This window comes from Psychromonas sp. KJ10-5 (genome assembly GCF_055808325.1).
The window spans coordinates 2,193,841-2,211,349 of record NZ_CM147864.1; the positions used below are offsets into that span (position 1 = coordinate 2,193,841).

Below are 17,509 nucleotides of genomic sequence, written 5' to 3' on the forward strand. Positions count from 1 at the left end.
GGTACAAGCTAATAATGAGCCAAGTTCTTTTCTACATACATTCGCAACCCGATACGAATGCTGGTTTGCCTGCACATTTTGTGCAGGCTTGCCAGTTAGCGGCTTATTATTATCAACAAAATAAAAAAGTGTTTATTTATACAGAGAATCAACAGGATGCTTTTGTTGTTGACGAGTATTTATGGCAATTTGATGGTGATAGTTTTGTACCCCATAATTTAGTGGGTGAAGGCCCTCGATATGGTTCTCCAGTTGAGATTAGCTGGCTTGCTCCACAGCACCCTCGCGCTGTGTTAATCAACCTAAACCAATCTATTCCGAAGTTTAATTTAAACTTCCAACAAATTATTGATTTTGTGCCAGCACAAGAACAACTAAAAATTAATGCGCGAATGCGTTACAGTGCCTATAAAAAACTAGGCCACACCCTCTCTACTCAAGATGTTGAAGCAACATCTCAAGAGTCAACCAACCAGACAGAAGACAAATGATGGAAAAAACATACAACCCAAGTGCGATTGAGCAAAAAAATTACCAAACCTGGGAAGAAAAAGGTTACTTCAAACCACACGGTGATACTGATAAAGAAAGTTTCTGCATCATGATCCCACCACCAAATGTCACTGGTAGTTTACACATGGGTCACGCTTTCCAAGATACGATCATGGATACTTTGATTCGTTACCAACGTATGCAAGGCAAAAACACGCTTTGGCAAATGGGTACCGACCATGCAGGTATTGCAACACAAATGGTTGTTGAGCGTAAATTATTTGCTGAAACAGGCCAAACACGTAAAGAATTAGGCCGTGAAACTTTCATTGAAAAAATCTGGGACTGGAAAGCTGAATCAGGCGGTAATATTTCACGCCAAATGCGTCGCCTAGGTACTTCTGTAGATTGGGATCGTGAACGCTTTACCATGGACGATGGTTTATCTGAAGCCGTTAAAAAGACCTTTGTTGATTTATATAACGACGATTTGATCTACCGCGGCAAACGTCTTGTAAACTGGGATCCAAAATTACACACTGCGATTTCTGACTTAGAAGTAGAAAACAAAGATGTTAAAGGTTTCATGTGGCACTTCCGCTACCCGTTAGCGAATGGTGTAAAAACTACCGACGGTAAAGATTACATCGTAGTGGCGACAACACGTCCAGAAACGGTATTAGGTGATACAGGGGTTGCTGTTAACCCTGAAGATCCACGTTACAAAGACCTTATTGGTAAAACCATTTTACTGCCATTTGTTAATCGTGAAATCCCAATTATTGGTGATGAACATGCGGATATGGAAAAAGGCACGGGTTGTGTAAAAATCACACCGGCACATGACTTTAACGACTACGAAGTAGGTAAACGCAATAAACTGCCAATGATCAATGTATTAACTTTTGATGCTTGTATTCGTGATAGCGCAGAAGTGTTTAATACTAATGGTGAAAAGAGCGAAGATTATCCAACAGAATTACCAGCACAATTTCAAGGCTTAACACGTGAAGCTGCGCGTAAATTAGTGGTAAGTGAACTAGATGCACTTGGTTTATTAGATGAAGTGAAAGACCATGACTTAACCGTACCTTACGGCGACCGTGGCGGCGTAGTTATTGAACCAATGTTAACAGACCAATGGTATGTACGTGTTGCTCCTCTTGCAAAAACAGCAACAGAAGCGGTTGCAAATGGTGATATTAAATTCGTACCACAACAATATGAAAACATGTACAACTCATGGATGAATGACCTTAACGATTGGTGTGTATCTCGTCAGTTATGGTGGGGACATCGTATCCCAGCTTGGTATGACGAAGCTGGTAAAGTTTATGTAGGTCACGATGAAGCAGAAGTACGCGCTAAACATAACTTAGATGACAGTATTGTGTTAAATCAAGATGATGATGTACTTGATACATGGTTCTCATCTGGTTTATGGACTTTCTCTACATTAGGTTGGCCAAACCAAACCATGGATCTTAAAACTTTCCATTCAACTGATGTGTTGGTGACTGGTTTTGATATTATCTTCTTCTGGGTTGCACGTATGATCATGCTCACCATGCACTTTATGAAGAACGACGATGGCACCCCACAAGTTCCTTTTAAAACCGTTTATGTGACTGGGCTTATTCGTGATGAAAATGGCGATAAAATGTCTAAATCTAAAGGTAACGTATTAGATCCTTTAGATATGATTGATGGTTTAGATCTTGAAAGCCTAGTGACCAAGCGTACAGGCAACATGATGCAACCACAACTTGCTAAGAAGATTGAAAAAGATACACGTAAAACCTTTGCTAACGGTATTGAAGCACATGGTACCGATGCACTTCGTTTCACATTAGCAGCAATGGCATCCACAGGTCGTGACATCAACTGGGATATGAACCGTCTTGAAGGTTACCGTAACTTCTGTAACAAGCTATGGAATGCAAGCCGTTATGTATTAATGGATGCTGAAGACCAAGACTTTGGTTTTGGCGACAATAAAGCAATGCAATTTAGCCTTGCCGATCGTTGGATCCAAGGTCAGTTACAAAATATGGTCAAAGAGTTCCGCCAAGCATTAGATACATACCGTTTTGATATCGCTGCGAATATTTTGTACGACTTCATCTGGAATGAATTCTGTGGTTGGTACTTAGAATTAACAAAACCTGTTTTATTCAAAGGTAGCGAAGAAGAGCAACGTGGTACACGTAATACATTAATCAATGTATTAGAGACATTATTACGTGTTGCACATCCAATGCTGCCATTTATGACAGAAGAAATTTGGCAACGAGTGAAAACAATCACTGGTCAAGGTGGCGATACCATCATGTTAGAGGCTTATCCTGAATATGATGCATCACAAGTGGATGAGCAAGCTGTTGCAGACCTTGAGTGGGTTAAACAAGTGATTGATGCTGTACGTAATATTCGTGGTGAAATGGATATTAGCCCGAAAGTGCCACTCAATGTATTAGTTAAAAATGCAGATGATCAAGCAATTCGTCGTTTCACTGATAATGAAGCATTCTTAGCTGCATTAGCTAAACTAGAGAGTGTTACTTTTGTTGCTGAAGGTGAACAAACACCTGTGTCGGTTACAGCATTAGTTGGTGATTTAGAGTTACTTATCCCAATGGCTGGGTTAATTGATGTAGAGGCTGAATTAGCACGTTTAGCTAAACAACTTGAAAAAGCGAAAAAAGAGTTAGATAAAGTCTCTGGGAAGCTAAGTAATGAACGCTTTGTAAGTAATGCACCTGAAGCGGTTATTACGAAAGAAAAAGCAAAACAAGCTGAATACCAAACTACTTGTGACAAGTTAAGTGAGCAAATTGAAACGATTAAAGCACTTTAACCCTATCGATTAGCTTAATTTCTTAATGCGCTTTAACTTTTTGAGGGACTGTTTAACAGTCCCTTTTTCATATCCAGCTTTTAACATGCATAGTAAAAACGCCTACCACTCACTGATCTGAAATGAAGCTCAAAATTAATTAGAAGCTCTTTACTCTTGTTTCCTGATAAAAACCGTGATTACTTCATAAAAATTAAAAATAACTGCTTACATTTTTAGCAACTTTGTGAAAATGATCTACACTAATAGCCTCTTTGGCTTTTATGAAAAAATATGTTCTCTCTACAAACAACAATTCAGTCTTTTTTATTTTTATTAATAGCCATTTTATCTACATCAATATATGCAGATCAAAATCCCTCTCTTGCACACACAAGAATTACCGTATGGCAACATACTATTGAACATCCTGATCCTATTTTTATCACAATATTAATCAAAGCTTTGGATATAACTCGTCATGAATATGGGGAGTACGAAATTGTCCCATCAAAAGAGATGGAACAAGGAAGAGCTGTACAGCGGTTAGCGATAAAGTATGAGGGAGTCTTAGATGTAGCACACTTTGCTTCTAGTCTAGAAAGAGAAAAGGGAGCAATTGCTGTTAAAGTCCCTCTGTTAAACGGGTTATTAGGTTATCGCGTTTGTTTGATTAATAAAGGAGATCAACCTAAATTTTCAAACATCAACAATAAACAAGCATTTATAGACAATCGCTTAACCATAGGTCAACATCAAGACTGGCCTGATGCACACATTCTAAAAAGCAGTGGTTTAGATGTACGTACTTCTTATAAATACAGTTTATTATTTCAACAATTAAAAAAGCAACGTTTTGATTGTTATCTTCGTGGTATTAATGAAGTAACTGATGAATACGAAAAATACGCTGATTTAAATTTTGAAATAGAGAATACACTATTATTTCATTACCCTTTTCCAATTTTCTTTTTCGTCCATGAGAGTGACCCAGAGCTTGCTCAAAGAATCACTCTGGGCTTAACTAGGTTAAAAGAAAAGGGAGCATTATCTGAGCTCGTAAAGCTGTATCACAAGGCACAAATAGACAAATTACATTTGGATAAACGCAAGCTTATCGCCATCGATAACGTTATATTGCCGGAAGACTCCATACAGACATTGACACCAATTCCATGGTTACCTCTATAACTTAAACGACCTTAGTTGAAGCTACTTAATAGTCTATCCATTGCTCGATAGTTTAATGCTTCGCACAAGTGGGCTTTAGATATATCAGTTTGTTGTTGAAGATCAGCAATACTCCTGGCCACTTTTAGTAAGCTATGCCAAGCACGAATAGATAATCCCATTTTATCAATCGCTTGCTCTAAAAAAACAGCATCCTCTTTGCTTAATACACAAAATTGATTAACTTCCTGACTTGATAAATAATGATTTAATTTCCCTTGCCGTGTTAGCTGAATATGACGAGCAGCTAATACTCTCTCTTTGATTTCAGCACTGGTTTCTATTCTATTTTTTGCACCTAGTTGTGAGTCAGCTAATAAACCTTTTGGTAATAACGGCACCATAATAGCTAATGCAAAACGATCTAAGAAAGGGCCTGATAAACGTCCTAAATAGCGTAATATTTGATCTGGCGTACTGCGCCTTAAATTACCTGAAATATGTCCACAAGGGCTAGGATTCATCGCTGCAATCAATTGAAAATGCGCAGGAAAAGTTACTTGGTTTGCAGCACGAGAAATAGTAACTTGATGGTTTTCCATCGGCTGACGAAGACTATCTAAGACTTGTCGGGGAAATTCAGCTAATTCATCTAAAAACAACACCCCATGATGCGATAATGAGATTTCTCCCGGCTTGGGTTTACCTCCTCCGCCCACCAGCGCCACTGCCGAAGCACTATGGTGAGGAGCACGGTACGGTGGTAAAAACCAATCACTCCGTTGCTTGCCACATACCGAGTAGACAGCAGCAGTTTGTAAGGCTTGATGCTCCTCTAAGTTAGGCAACAACGTCATAAAACGTTCAGCTAACATACTTTTTCCAGTACCAGGAGGACCAATTAAGAGTAAATTATGCGCCCCAACAGCTGCAACTTCCAACACTCTCTTGGCTTGCTCCTGACCAAGAACATCACTGAAGTCTAGAGAAGAAGCTTCGATGCTGGTAGTTACATCTTGCTCAGCAGGTGGCAAAGTAAGCTGTTGCTGTAAATAGGCACAGACATCAACTAAACAATGAGCAACAACACCATTCGCTCCCGTTAATGCACATTCATGGGCATTTTCTGTACACACAATGACTTGTCGTTGTTGCTCTTTTGCGGCTAATGCACAAGGGATAATGCCATCGACATGGCGTAACTCTCCCGATAATGATAACTCTCCATAACACTCAAATTGTAGAATTTCAGGACACTTTAATTGCTCTGAGGCGAGTAAAATACCCAAAGCAATGGCTAAATCAAAACGTCCCCCCTCTTTAGGTAAGTTAGCAGGAGCGAGGTTCACCGTGATCCGCTTGCTCGGAAATTTGTAATTACTATTTAAAATAGCACTACGTACTCGGTCTTTTGCTTCTTTGACTGACGTTTCAGGTAATCCAACTAATGAAAAAGCAGGTAACCCAGTACCAAGGTGGACTTCAACCTCTACTTCAGGAGCATCTACTCCCGAAATAGAACGACATACTAACCTCGCTAATGCCATCTTAACTCCCTTTACCAGCTATCCGTTTTGAATGTGCCTTTAAGTATAGGTGTCAAAAGTTATTCAGCAAAATAGTGTGTCTAGAAACACATAATCAAAGGCAATAATTAGATCTGTAATACAAAATTTAAAGTCACAAACAAATCCGGTTTATCATTTTTCTGGTAATTAAAGTGAGTGACTCTTCACGGTATTTTTTATTTTTAAATAGTATGGTATGACAACTTAAAAGGTTAAATGATCAAGGTATGTTAATCATTTATATAACCACTAATGCTCAACAGAGTAAGGAAATGATGAATGAGAAGTAATAAAGAAATAGCATTAGATGCTATCGACTTGGTGACCCCTGCAATACTGAAATTATTTGAGCGTACCAACAGAAAAGAATTACATATTGTGATTATGGATCCTACCTTAAAACCATGGGAGTCTGATTTTGATAGCGCTATTTTAGTAGAAAAATCATTGGGTTCTCCAAAAGAGTGGACAATCCAATTTGATGAATTAGCTAGAAAAAAAGCACATCAAGCTTGGCGTAACAGTTGTGCTAATGTTGATATTCAATCTAAACACCCTTCTGCATTACAAGATGGTGATATCTTATTTTATGGATCATTTGTGTACGGAAACATAGTGGTAGCTTGTAGTGGTGTTGAACAGCATTATGACATGTTAATGAGTAGTTGGATTGCATTAGCCTTTGAACAGTTAACTGTCGCAGAATATACAAAAAGTAAAACTGACACACCTACAAAAGCATTCAGATAACACTAAGCAGTAGCATAAATAGAGGCTGATACTAGTCCGTCTCTATTTATTAGTTTCATCCCTATAATTCTTCTATCAACGCTAATATTAACCCCAAGAAACGACGGGTCTGTTTTACTAATCAAGCTAATCGGCTAATGAGTTCTAGAGGTTATAAAGGGAACAATCTTCCATGTTAACTTGCTCATTTAAATTTAATTATTTTTCTGTGTAAAATTAAAATTACCTGCTTAATATGACGACTCAAACACTATCACTTTCAAGTGAATGCCTACTCAATAATTTGTTTAAAAATGTAACAAAAGTTGTTTGAACAGCGCTTTTTTGCTATAAAGACCACCCTTTTTAAAATCAATCTTCAACGCATTAAAAACAGATTGATTAACCATCATTAAATTCAGGAAAACCCCATGAATGGTGCAAACTTTGTTGTTCACGCTCTCAAAGAGCAAAATGTAACACAGGTATTTGGTTACCCAGGTGGTGCTATCATGCCACTCTACGATGCACTATTTGATGGTGGCGTTGATCATCTTTTATGCCGTCATGAACAAGGTGCTGCAATGGCAGCGATCGGTTATGCACGCTCTACGGGTAAAGTGGGCGTATGTATTGCGACCTCAGGTCCAGGTGCCACTAACTTAATAACTGGTTTAGCAGATGCCTTATTAGATTCTATTCCTATCGTGGCTATTACTGGTCAAGTGCCAACCCATTTAATTGGTACTGATGCTTTCCAAGAAGTCGATGTATTAGGTTTATCGCTAGCATGTACAAAGCATAGTTTTATGGTGGAAACTGCAGAGCAATTAGGTCCAATTATTGAGCAGGCTTTCGAAATCGCCACCAGCGGACGCCCAGGCCCTGTATTGATTGATATTCCCAAAGATATCCAAGTCGGCCCAAGTGTCGCCTATGCCTTGGCACAATTAGCAGATACACAGAAACCACTGGATCAAAACTTAATATCACATAGCAAACTATTAATTAGTGAAGCTAAAAAACCATTACTTTATGTAGGTGGTGGTGTCGGAATGGCAAAAGCAGTATCTGAATTACGCACTTTCATTGAGCAAACTCAGATTCCGAGCGTATGTACGCTAAAAGCAATTGGTTGTATTCAACATGACTCAACTTATTTCATGGGTATGGTGGGTATGCATGGCAGTAAAGCCTCTAATTTAGCGATTCAAGAATGTGATTTGTTAATCGCTGTGGGTGCACGATTTGATGACCGTGTAACAGGTAAACTAGATGAATTCGCACCACATGCTAAAGTTATTCATCTCGACGTGGATGCAGCTGAAATAGATAAATTACGCCAAGTCACCATCTCTATGACAGATGATCTTAAACAAGTACTACCCGCAATCACTGTACAACCTAGTATTGAACAATGGCAACAACATATTAGCGAAATGAAAGTCACGCACGCTAATCGTTATGATCATCCAGGTGAGCCGATTTTTGCGCCGGCTTTATTACGCCAATTAGCTGAAACTATGCCTGCAGATACGGTGATTTGTAGTGATGTAGGTCAACATCAAATGTGGGTAGCGCAACACATGTTTGTAGATCGCCCGGAAAACCATATTTCTAGCTCTGGTCTTGGTACTATGGGCTTTGGTGTACCAGCAGCTGTTGGTGCACAGGTAGCACGTCCAAATGATACGGTGATCGCAGTATCGGGTGATGGTTCCTTTATGATGAACATACAAGAATTAGGTACTATTAAACGTAAACAGTTACCAGTAAAAATACTACTCATTGATAACCAACGCTTAGGCATGGTAAGACAATGGCAAGAGTTGTTCTTTAATGGTCGTTTCAGTGAAACTATTTTAACTGATAATCCAGATTTTGTGACACTAGCTAGTGCCTTTGATATTCCAGGTGAAACCATTGTTGTAAAATCTCAAATAGAGCAAGCATTACAACGTTTATTAAATAGCGATGGCCCTTACTTATTACATGTATCTATCTCTGAAGAAGAAAATGTATGGCCATTAGTTCCACCAGGTGCAGCAAATGATCAAATGATGGAGAGCGTAGGATGAATAACACATTAACAATTGAAGCTAAGCATAGCCCAGAGTTTTTAGAGCGCCTATTGCGTGTTTGTCGTCACCGCGGTTTCTCCATTGTAAGCATCAATGCAACTATAGAACAACAACTTACACATATTGAATTAACCGTTAGTAGTGACCGTGAAATAACACTACTTACTAAACAACTTGATAAAGTGATTGGTATATTAACGGTCACTCTATTAGCATCAAGCGGAAATATTAAAGCAAGCGCATAAATTGCAGATTGTACCCTTAAGGGTTATCTGTTTTACTTGCACTACTATTACTATCAAGGCCCATTGAGTTGGCCAGCAAAGCAGTTTAAGGAAATTAACATGCCAGATTATCGTTCGAAAACCTCAACACATGGCCGTAATATGGCTGGTGCACGTGCACTATGGCGCGCAACTGGCGTAAAAGATGATGACTTCGGTAAGCCAATCATCGCAATTTCAAACTCATTTACACAGTTTGTACCTGGCCACGTTCACCTGAAAGATATGGGGCAACTTGTAGCAGGTGCTGTTGAAGCAGCTGGCGGTATTGCTAAAGAATTTAATACTATCGCTGTTGATGATGGTATTGCAATGGGCCACTCTGGCATGCTTTACAGCTTACCTTCACGTGATTTAATTGCAGATTCAATTGAATACATGGTAAATGCTCACTGTGCTGATGCGATTGTTTGTATCTCTAACTGTGACAAAATCACACCGGGAATGTTAATGGCGGCATTACGCTTAAATATCCCAGTGATTATGGTATCGGGTGGTCCAATGGAAGCAGGTAAAACTAAGCTTTCTGAGCAAATTATCAAACTAGATTTAGTTGATGCTATGGTAATGGGTGCCGATAAAACAGTATCTGATGAAGATGTTGAAAAAGTTGAGCGTAGTGCTTGTCCTACTTGTGGTTCATGTTCAGGTATGTTCACTGCTAACTCTATGAACTGTCTAACTGAAGCCTTAGGTTTATCATTACCAGGTAATGGTTCAATGTTAGCAACACACGCCGACCGTGAGCAACTATTCTTAGATGCAGGTACTCGTATTGTTGATATCGCTAAACGTCACTACCAAGAAGACGATTACTCAGTATTACCGCGTTCAATTGCTAACCGTGCCGCTTTTGAAAATGCAATGGCGTTAGATATTGCAATGGGTGGTTCTACTAATACTATCCTGCATCTTTTAGCCTGTGCTCAAGAAGCTGAATTAGACTTTACTGTAGCCGATATGGATGAGATGTCTCGCCGTATTCCTCAACTATGTAAAGTAGCGCCTTCTACACCTAAATACCATATGGAAGATGTGCATCGTGCAGGTGGTGTAATGGCTATTTTAGGTGAACTAGATCGTGCAGGTTTATTAAATGGCGATACTCCAACCATCTTAAACATGACGATGCGTGAGCAGTTAGCACAGTACGATATTATGCAGACCAAAGACCAAGCAGTGATCGACTTCTACCGAGCTGGCCCTGCTGGTATCCGTACCGTAAAAGCATTCAGTCAGTCATGCCGCTGGGATACAGTAGACAATGACCGTGTTGAAGGTTGTGTTCGTTCAATCGACAATGCCTTCAGCACTGAAGGTGGCTTAGCAGTATTATTTGGTAATATGGCAGTTGATGGCGCAGTGGTTAAAACCGCGGGTGTTGATGACGATAACCTAACATTCACAGGTCCTGCAAAAGTATACGAAAGCCAAGATGACGCAGTAGCTGCAATCTTAGGTGGCAAAGTAGTTTCTGGTGATGTAGTTGTTATTCGTTACGAAGGTCCACAAGGTGGCCCAGGTATGCAAGAGATGCTTTACCCAACCAGTTACCTGAAATCAATTGGTCTTGGTAAAGAGTGTGCATTAATTACCGATGGTCGTTTCTCTGGTGGTACATCTGGATTATCAATCGGTCACGTTTCACCTGAAGCGGCTGCCGGTGGTTTAATCGGTCTAATCGAAAACGGCGATATCATTGATATTAATATTCCAACACGTGCGATGGACTTAAAAGTATCTGATGAAGTCTTAGCAGAGCGTCGTGCAAAACAAGATGCAATTGGTTGGAAGCCAGCCAACCGTATCCGCCCTATTTCAGTGGCATTACAAGTATATGCATCAATGGCAACTTCTGCCGATAAAGGTGCTGTACGAGATATCACTAAACTTAAATAAGCCCTCAGTGTAGAGTGCTTAAGTAGCAAGATATCAAAAAGCCCATTATGTAAGTACATAATGGGCTTTTTTAATTCTCAAACACTATTTTATGCCATCCCCTCAATTCAGGTGAATAACAGCGGAATTATATTTGAAGTTATAATATTATATTTTTTGACTATACCGTGCCGTTAGTTTTGCGAAGTTTAAAGCGAGTCATTGAAACAATAACAGATTATTAAAAGATATTTTAACATCGCAAACCCGCTAAAATAACGACCCTGTATTGCTTATCTCGCATTGAGGTTTGATAGTCAAAGTAGAAGATTTTTCACACTACTTCTTTCCACTAGTGTTGGCTCTAATTGGATCTCTAAATCACTTTCTCGCTTAGTTTGTATTTTGTCTAAAAGCGTATCAAAAGCTTGCTGTCCTAAATTAAATTTAGATTGATGAATGGTCGTTAATGAAGGTGTCATATAACGCGCAATCTTAATATCATCGTAACCAATAATCGATAAATCATCGGGAATAGATAATCCTAAACTATTTGCTGCATTAATCACGGCCATAGCCATCATGTCATTACAAACAAAAATAGCCGTTGGTAATTCCCCTTTTTGATAAAGCTTTTTAAAAGCAATAGCAGCATCTTCACACTCAAAATTAGATATCTCTACCCAATCTGAATTGATATTTAAATTCGCCTCATGCATTGCTTGTTCAAAACCAGCATAACGTTTTTTCGCAGTGGGTTTATCAATAGGACCGCGAATACAGCCTATTTTAGTATGGCCATTATCAATGAGATATTGCGTGGCTATCAAACCACCTTTATAGGCGTTATCTTGTATTTTATCGGTTGGGAACCCTGTATCACCATTATCCATCACAACTGTAGGCACAGGATCATGACGTTCAAAAATATCAATGTTTTGGTTGACTAGTTCATCACTCATTAACAATAAACCATCGACACGTTTCTGTAATAACATATCAATATTAAAGCGTAAGCGCTCGAAATTACCTTCTGTATTACATAACAATAAATTGTAGCCTTGCTCATAACAACGTCGTTCAACCCCCTTTACGACTTCAGCAAAGAAAGGGTTAATTGACGTTGTTACAAGCATGCCAAAGGTACGAGTATTTTTAAGCTTTAAGCTCCTCGCCAACGCTGAAGGTGTATAATTTAACAACTCAACCGCAGCTTTTACCTTTTCAGTGATTTCTTCGCTAACATAACGCGTTTTATTTAATACATGACTAACTGTGGAAGTAGAAACTTGCGCATGTTTCGCTACATCTTTAATAGTGGCCATTATGTTATGAATTCCTTAGTTCGCTTATCTTTGTTTACTTAAAAATGCATTAACATCATCTCGATAGGGAATGGATGATTGAGCCCCCTCGGCCATCACCGTTAATGCTGCGGCAGCATGGGCAAAAAGAATCGAGTCATCTAAACTTTTATCTTCTAATAACCCTGTTAACAAAGCGCCATTAAACGTATCGCCTGCGGCTGTAGTATCAATAGCTTGTACACGATAACCTTCAATACGTTGACCACTAGAGCCTTTACTTAACCAAACACCTTTACTACCTAGGGTGATTAATACCGTTTCTATGCCTTTACCATGCAATACATTGGCAGCTTGCTGGGCAGACTGATCATCAGAGACTTTAATTCCAGTTAATATTTCTGCTTCAGTCTCATTAGGCGTAATGATATCCACTAAAGCAAGAAGATGATCAGATAATGCTTGCGCGGGCGCAGGGTTAAGTACCACGGTTGTACCAGATAGATTAGCAATTTCTGCTGCTTTTTCAATGGTTTCAATAGGAACTTCTAACTGCAGTAATAAAATATCTGCTGTTTCGATTTTACTTTGATGAGGTGCGATTCTTTGCGGAGTTAAACACGCATTGGCTTCTGCACAAATACAAATACTATTTTCACCACTTGCTGATACTTGAATCATGGCAATACCGGTTGGAGTGTCTTCTTCTATCATCACCCCTTCTACATTGATGCCATCTTGCTCAAAGGTTTTACGAATTCCCATACCAAAACTATCATCGCCAACACTGGCAATAAAATTAACACTCGCGCCTAAACGAGCCGCGGCCACAGCTTGATTTGCTCCTTTACCGCCAGCAATTACCGTGTAACCTTGCCCATGTAATGTTTCTCCAGGGCGAGGAAAACTATTTACCTTAACAACATGATCCGCATTAACACTTCCAAGCACCGTGAGTTGACGCATAAATAAACCTTTATTAAATATTGAAATAGACTTATTAATGGTGAATATTTAAGCGCTTATAATATATAAACGCTTATAAAACTCGACGACTCGAACCTACAAAATGTAGAAATAACACTAGTATCGAGTTTTATTCACCAATCTTATTTAACTACCATCATTAATGGCACAGGAATGTTTTTATCGACACTTTTACCAGTTAACGTATCAACAGCTGATTGTACGCCAATTTCACCAATTAAAGCAGGCTGTTGCGCAATAGTTGCACCTAACAATCCACGCTTAACAGCCGCAATACCATCATCAGTACCATCAAAGCCAACAATAAATATATCTTTACCAGAAGCTTGCACTGCACGGAAAGCACCTAGTGCCATTTCATCATTTTGTGCAAATACAGCTTGTGTTTCAGGTTGAGACGATAATAAATTTTCCATGACGTTAAGGCCTTTAGTGCGGTCAAAGTCAGCTGGTTGACTGGCTAATAGATCCAAGCCTTGGCTTTCAACAGCTTTCATAAAACCTTCACCACGTTCACGTGCCGCTGAAGTACCTGCAATACCTTCTAGCTGAACCACCTTCGCATTTTCACCGATTTTTTCACGAATAAACTTACCTGCCATTTCCCCACCAGCGACATTATCTGACGCAATATGGCTAACGACGTCACCATTGTTAGCAGCTCGATCTAAAGTTAATACCGGTATTGATGCTCGATTAGCTAAACGCACTGCGTTTGATACTGCATCAGAATCCGTAGGATTAATAAGAATAGCTTTTACTCCACGAACCAATAGGTCTTCGACATTAGCTAACTCTTTACTCGGATCATTTTGTGAATCCAGTACAATTATTTTATAACCTAATGCATCAGCCTTTTTCTCTGCCCCCTCTTTCATTGAAACAAAGAAGGGGTTATTCAACGTTGAAACGACCATTGCAATCGTATCTTGTGCCATCGCACTAGCATTGAATGTTGCTGAGATCACTGCCGCTGAAATTAATGTTGTTAACTTTTTCATTGGACTTTCCTTTTATGGGTTTAAAAAAATATAAGGTTTATTTCTGTTTGTTATCTACTAACACCGCTAATAAAATCACCGCTGCTTTCACTATCATTTGGAAATATGAAGACACATCTAATAGGTTTAATGCATTATTTAATACACCAATAATTAATGCCCCAATCAATGTCCCCATAATGTAGCCACGGCCGCCAGCAAGACTCGTTCCACCAACTACCACGGCCGCAATTGCATCGAGCTCATAGCCCATACCAGCTGTTGGTTGTGCTGATGATAACCGCGAAGTAATAATGATTCCGGCTAATGCTGACAATAAACCACAAATGGAATACACACCGATTTTGATGCGATCGACATTGATGCCTGATAACTTAGTCGCTGACTCATTGCCGCCCAAAGCGTAAACATAACGGCCAAAGCGAGTATGATTGAGTAAATACCAAATCCCAGCGAACACAAAAATCATTAACCAAACTGGCACAGGAACTCCAAATAAGTAACCAGTACCAAACCAAGCAAAATGATCTGCAACATCAGTAAAGCCAGTAGAAATAGGACGACCATCGGTATACACCATGGTTACCCCACGAAGTAATGTCATCATCACTAATGTCGCGATAAATGCCTGCACTTTCCCCTTCGATATAATTAACCCAGTCATTGAGCCTAATATTGCTCCACCTAATAAAGAGACTGGAATAGCAATAAACACAGATATCTCTAAACTGATCATACTGGCAGCAAAAGCACCACATAACGCGAGTATTGAACCTACGCTTAAGTCAATACCAGCAGTTAAAATAACTAATGTCATGCCCGCAGCAAGAATTGCAATCACCGAGGTTTGACGCAAAATATTAAGGAGGTTATCAAGCGTAAAAAAGTACTCATTAAGCACAGATACAACTGCAATTAAGGCAATCAAAGCAATTAATGATTTTTGCTCAATAAACCAAGCTTTAGTAAAAATATGCCTTTTAGACTGATTAACCTCAGGGGCTGTAATGTTTGAACTCATGCTGCTACCTCATTGTGATTTTTACCAACAGCGCAAGCCATTAGTTTTTCTTGATCTGCTTCTTGTGCACTAAACTCGCCACTAATCTGGCCTTGATGCATCACTAAAACACGATCACTCATCCCTAATACTTCAGGCATTTCTGATGACACTAAAATAATACTCATGCCTTCAGCTTTAAATTTATTGATCAGTTGATAGATCTCTTTTTTAGCCCCCACATCTACGCCACGTGTTGGCTCATCTAAAATCAGCACTTTAGGCTTTGTCATCAACCCTTTAGCAATGGCAACTTTCTGTTGATTACCGCCAGATAAATTGCCAATTATTTGCTCCATTGAAGGGGTTTTAATATTAAAAAGGTCAATAAAATCGTTAACTGCTAAGCGCTCTTCTTGATGTTTTAACTGCCACCCACTAGAAAGGCTTTTAAGTGCACACAGCGACATATTGTCTTTCACTGATAAACCAAGCACTAAACCATCACCCTTTCTGTCTTCTGAAATATAAGCAATACCATGTTGTAACCCTTGCAATGCAGAGCGAGGATTAATGACTTCACCTTCTAATATGATATCTCCAGCATGTCGTGGTAATGCACCATAAATCACTTTCATCAGTTCCGTACGACCCGCCCCCATTAACCCAGATATGCCTAAAATCTCACCATGTTTTAACGTAAAACTTACGTTATTTATCGCCTCTCCATAAAGGCTTTTAATGGTTAAGCAGTTACTTTGATGTACACACGGGATACGCGGATATTGTTCATCTAAACGGCGTCCCACCATCAGCTCAATTAATTTGTCTTCATCTATTTGGGCAACTGGCTTTTCAGCAATAAATTTACCGTCACGTAAAATAGTAATGTCATCACATACTTCAAAAATCTCTTTTAAACGGTGCGAGATATAAACAATCCCGTAACCTTCATCGCGTAGCTCATTAATCACACTAAATAACGCTTCGACTTCACTATCCGTCAAAGCATCTGTAGGCTCATCCATGATGATCACTTTAGATTCAAAGGAGAGTGCTTTAGCTATCTCTACCATTTGTTGTTCACCTAAACTCAATTCACTGAGCATGGTCGATGACTTATGCTTTACATTTAAACGCGCTAACAATTGATCGGCTTTTTGATACATAGAAGACCAATTAATGGCACCAAAGCGATTGGTCATTTCACGCCCTAAAAAAATATTTTCTGCAATCGTTAAAGCAGGTAATAAATTCAGTTCTTGATGAATAATACTGATGCCCGCTTGTTGTGAGTCCCTTGGACCTTTAAAATTAACATTGATATTTTCATAAAAAATCTCACCTGCATCCAATGTATAGATACCAGTGATCACCTTCATTAGCGTCGATTTCCCAGCACCATTCTCCCCTAATAAAGCCATTACTTGTCCGGGGTATACATTTAAAGACGCCCCATCTAGCGCTTTCACACCAGGGAATGATTTATGGATTTCAGTGAGTTGTAATATCGGCTCTCTCATCGTATTTCTCGCATCATCAATTTAAAAAACTACACCAGATTGAAAAATCACATTAGCGTATGGTGTACACTCTCCAGTACGGACAATCGCTTTACTATTGAAAGTCTTAGCTTTAAAAGCATCATGACTAACATAAGTTATCTCGACAGCTTGATATGTTTTAATAATAGCTAATAGCGCCTCATGTAACTTAGGGCTAACCAGTTTCATCTCTTCAGCTACTATCACCCCAGTAATGTGCATCTCACTCAATACCACTTTAACCGTTTCTAAGAATCCGGGTACACCATGCGTTAAAGCAAGATCAATGCGCTCAACTTGAATGGGAATAGGTAAACCCGCATCGCAAATAGTGACCTCATCAAAATGTCCTAATGAAGCAATACAATGAGATAGCTTGGCATTTAATAATGCAGATTTTTTCATTTCCCCCCCTTCTTTTGTGTTCATTTTAAAACTAAATACATTAAGAAAAACTCATTAGAAATCGATTGCGCAATCGTTTCGATGGGTGGGAATTTAAACATTAATAAAAAAATTGCACTCCTTACATTGATAAAAAGAGAGCAAGTTCACGTAAAATATTTTAAAACTGTTAAACCACAATAATTCTCTAAAATCTTGCTTGCTTAAGCACTTCAGGCTTGTTACTAATA

At 39.1% G+C, this 17,509-nt stretch carries 14 protein-coding genes; 7 read left to right on the top strand and 7 right to left on the bottom strand.

Annotated elements, in window-relative coordinates:
- Window positions 1-14 precede the first annotated feature (14 nt).
- The 3 genes from AC0L3W_RS09695 (at window position 15) to AC0L3W_RS09705 (ending at window position 4,519) form a co-directional block, all read left to right on the top strand.
- On the top strand, window positions 15-491 hold the full coding sequence (locus AC0L3W_RS09695) for a DNA polymerase III subunit chi (RefSeq protein ID WP_409439026.1): 477 nt from the start codon (window positions 15-17) through the stop codon (window positions 489-491).
- Complete coding sequence (locus tag AC0L3W_RS09700) at window positions 491-3,349, top strand: valine--tRNA ligase (protein ID WP_409440405.1); 2,859 nt, start codon at window positions 491-493, stop codon at window positions 3,347-3,349. The genes AC0L3W_RS09695 and AC0L3W_RS09700 overlap by 1 nt, the downstream gene beginning before the upstream one ends.
- Window positions 3,350-3,622: 273 nt before the next feature.
- Window positions 3,623-4,519, top strand: a complete 897-nt coding sequence (locus tag AC0L3W_RS09705) for a type 2 periplasmic-binding domain-containing protein (protein WP_409439025.1) — start codon at window positions 3,623-3,625, stop codon at window positions 4,517-4,519.
- Between the two features lie 11 nt (window positions 4,520-4,530).
- Here AC0L3W_RS09705 and AC0L3W_RS09710 read toward each other — a convergent pair whose 3' ends face one another.
- The gene (locus AC0L3W_RS09710; RefSeq protein ID WP_290040520.1) at window positions 4,531-6,045 is read right to left on the bottom strand and encodes a YifB family Mg chelatase-like AAA ATPase; all 1,515 of its coding nucleotides are present in this window, start codon (window positions 6,043-6,045) and stop codon (window positions 4,531-4,533) included.
- A 300-nt stretch (window positions 6,046-6,345) separates the two neighbouring features.
- Here AC0L3W_RS09710 and AC0L3W_RS09715 point away from each other — a divergent pair, with 300 nt between their 5' ends.
- The 4 genes from AC0L3W_RS09715 (at window position 6,346) to ilvD (ending at window position 11,059) form a co-directional block, all read left to right on the top strand.
- Entirely contained in the window at window positions 6,346-6,816 is a 471-nt protein-coding gene (locus AC0L3W_RS09715; protein WP_290040521.1) for a hypothetical protein, read from the top strand.
- A gap of 410 nt (window positions 6,817-7,226) precedes the next feature.
- On the top strand, window positions 7,227-8,873 hold the full coding sequence (gene ilvG / locus AC0L3W_RS09720) for an acetolactate synthase 2 catalytic subunit (RefSeq protein ID WP_409439024.1): 1,647 nt from the start codon (window positions 7,227-7,229) through the stop codon (window positions 8,871-8,873).
- Window positions 8,870-9,121 carry an acetolactate synthase 2 small subunit gene (gene ilvM / locus AC0L3W_RS09725; protein ID WP_290040523.1) on the top strand — a complete coding sequence of 84 codons (252 nt, stop codon included), beginning with the start codon at window positions 8,870-8,872 and terminating at the stop codon, window positions 9,119-9,121. The genes ilvG and ilvM overlap by 4 nt, the downstream gene beginning before the upstream one ends.
- Before the next feature lie 99 nt (window positions 9,122-9,220).
- Window positions 9,221-11,059 carry a dihydroxy-acid dehydratase gene (ilvD, locus tag AC0L3W_RS09730; protein ID WP_409439023.1) on the top strand — a complete coding sequence of 613 codons (1,839 nt, stop codon included), beginning with the start codon at window positions 9,221-9,223 and terminating at the stop codon, window positions 11,057-11,059.
- Between the two features lie 296 nt (window positions 11,060-11,355).
- On the opposite strand, the gene AC0L3W_RS09735 is transcribed toward ilvD, so the two are convergent.
- From AC0L3W_RS09735 to rbsD, 6 genes are all read right to left on the bottom strand, one after another.
- Window positions 11,356-12,363, bottom strand: coding sequence for a substrate-binding domain-containing protein (locus AC0L3W_RS09735; RefSeq protein ID WP_409439022.1), 1,008 nt, complete (start codon window positions 12,361-12,363; stop codon window positions 11,356-11,358).
- A 24-nt stretch (window positions 12,364-12,387) separates the two neighbouring features.
- Window positions 12,388-13,308 (bottom strand): ribokinase, encoded by a 921-nt coding sequence (rbsK, locus tag AC0L3W_RS09740; RefSeq protein ID WP_290040526.1) that lies wholly within the window; start codon window positions 13,306-13,308, stop codon window positions 12,388-12,390.
- 143 nt (window positions 13,309-13,451) lie between these two features.
- Window positions 13,452-14,330, bottom strand: coding sequence for a ribose ABC transporter substrate-binding protein RbsB (gene rbsB, locus AC0L3W_RS09745; RefSeq protein WP_290040527.1), 879 nt, complete (start codon window positions 14,328-14,330; stop codon window positions 13,452-13,454).
- A gap of 37 nt (window positions 14,331-14,367) precedes the next feature.
- Entirely contained in the window at window positions 14,368-15,351 is a 984-nt protein-coding gene (gene rbsC / locus AC0L3W_RS09750) for a ribose ABC transporter permease (RefSeq protein WP_290040528.1), read from the bottom strand.
- Complete coding sequence (gene rbsA, locus AC0L3W_RS09755; protein WP_409439021.1) at window positions 15,348-16,853, bottom strand: ribose ABC transporter ATP-binding protein RbsA; 1,506 nt, start codon at window positions 16,851-16,853, stop codon at window positions 15,348-15,350. The genes rbsC and rbsA overlap by 4 nt, the downstream gene beginning before the upstream one ends.
- A 21-nt stretch (window positions 16,854-16,874) precedes the next feature.
- Window positions 16,875-17,279 (bottom strand): D-ribose pyranase, encoded by a 405-nt coding sequence (rbsD, locus tag AC0L3W_RS09760; RefSeq protein WP_290040532.1) that lies wholly within the window; start codon window positions 17,277-17,279, stop codon window positions 16,875-16,877.
- Window positions 17,280-17,509: the final 230 nt, after the last annotated feature.

Bases quoted from the DNA above. Each gene is read 5' to 3' on its own strand.
- AC0L3W_RS09705 (WP_409439025.1), top strand. From the start codon at position 3,623: ATGTTCTCTCTACAAACAACAATTCAGTCTTTTTTATTTTTATTAATA.
- ilvG (WP_409439024.1), top strand. From the start codon at position 7,227: ATGAATGGTGCAAACTTTGTTGTTCACGCTCTCAAAGAGCAAAATGTA.
- AC0L3W_RS09715 (WP_290040521.1), top strand. From the start codon at position 6,346: ATGAGAAGTAATAAAGAAATAGCATTAGATGCTATCGACTTGGTGACC.
- AC0L3W_RS09735 (WP_409439022.1), bottom strand. From the start codon at position 12,363: ATGGCCACTATTAAAGATGTAGCGAAACATGCGCAAGTTTCTACTTCC.
- AC0L3W_RS09710 (WP_290040520.1), bottom strand. From the start codon at position 6,045: ATGGCATTAGCGAGGTTAGTATGTCGTTCTATTTCGGGAGTAGATGCT.
- rbsB (WP_290040527.1), bottom strand. From the start codon at position 14,330: ATGAAAAAGTTAACAACATTAATTTCAGCGGCAGTGATCTCAGCAACA.
- AC0L3W_RS09695 (WP_409439026.1), top strand. From the start codon at position 15: ATGAGCCAAGTTCTTTTCTACATACATTCGCAACCCGATACGAATGCT.
- rbsK (WP_290040526.1), bottom strand. From the start codon at position 13,308: ATGCGTCAACTCACGGTGCTTGGAAGTGTTAATGCGGATCATGTTGTT.
- rbsA (WP_409439021.1), bottom strand. From the start codon at position 16,853: ATGAGAGAGCCGATATTACAACTCACTGAAATCCATAAATCATTCCCT.
- AC0L3W_RS09700 (WP_409440405.1), top strand. From the start codon at position 491: ATGGAAAAAACATACAACCCAAGTGCGATTGAGCAAAAAAATTACCAA.
- rbsC (WP_290040528.1), bottom strand. From the start codon at position 15,351: ATGAGTTCAAACATTACAGCCCCTGAGGTTAATCAGTCTAAAAGGCAT.
- ilvD (WP_409439023.1), top strand. From the start codon at position 9,221: ATGCCAGATTATCGTTCGAAAACCTCAACACATGGCCGTAATATGGCT.
- rbsD (WP_290040532.1), bottom strand. From the start codon at position 17,279: ATGAAAAAATCTGCATTATTAAATGCCAAGCTATCTCATTGTATTGCT.
- ilvM (WP_290040523.1), top strand. From the start codon at position 8,870: ATGAATAACACATTAACAATTGAAGCTAAGCATAGCCCAGAGTTTTTA.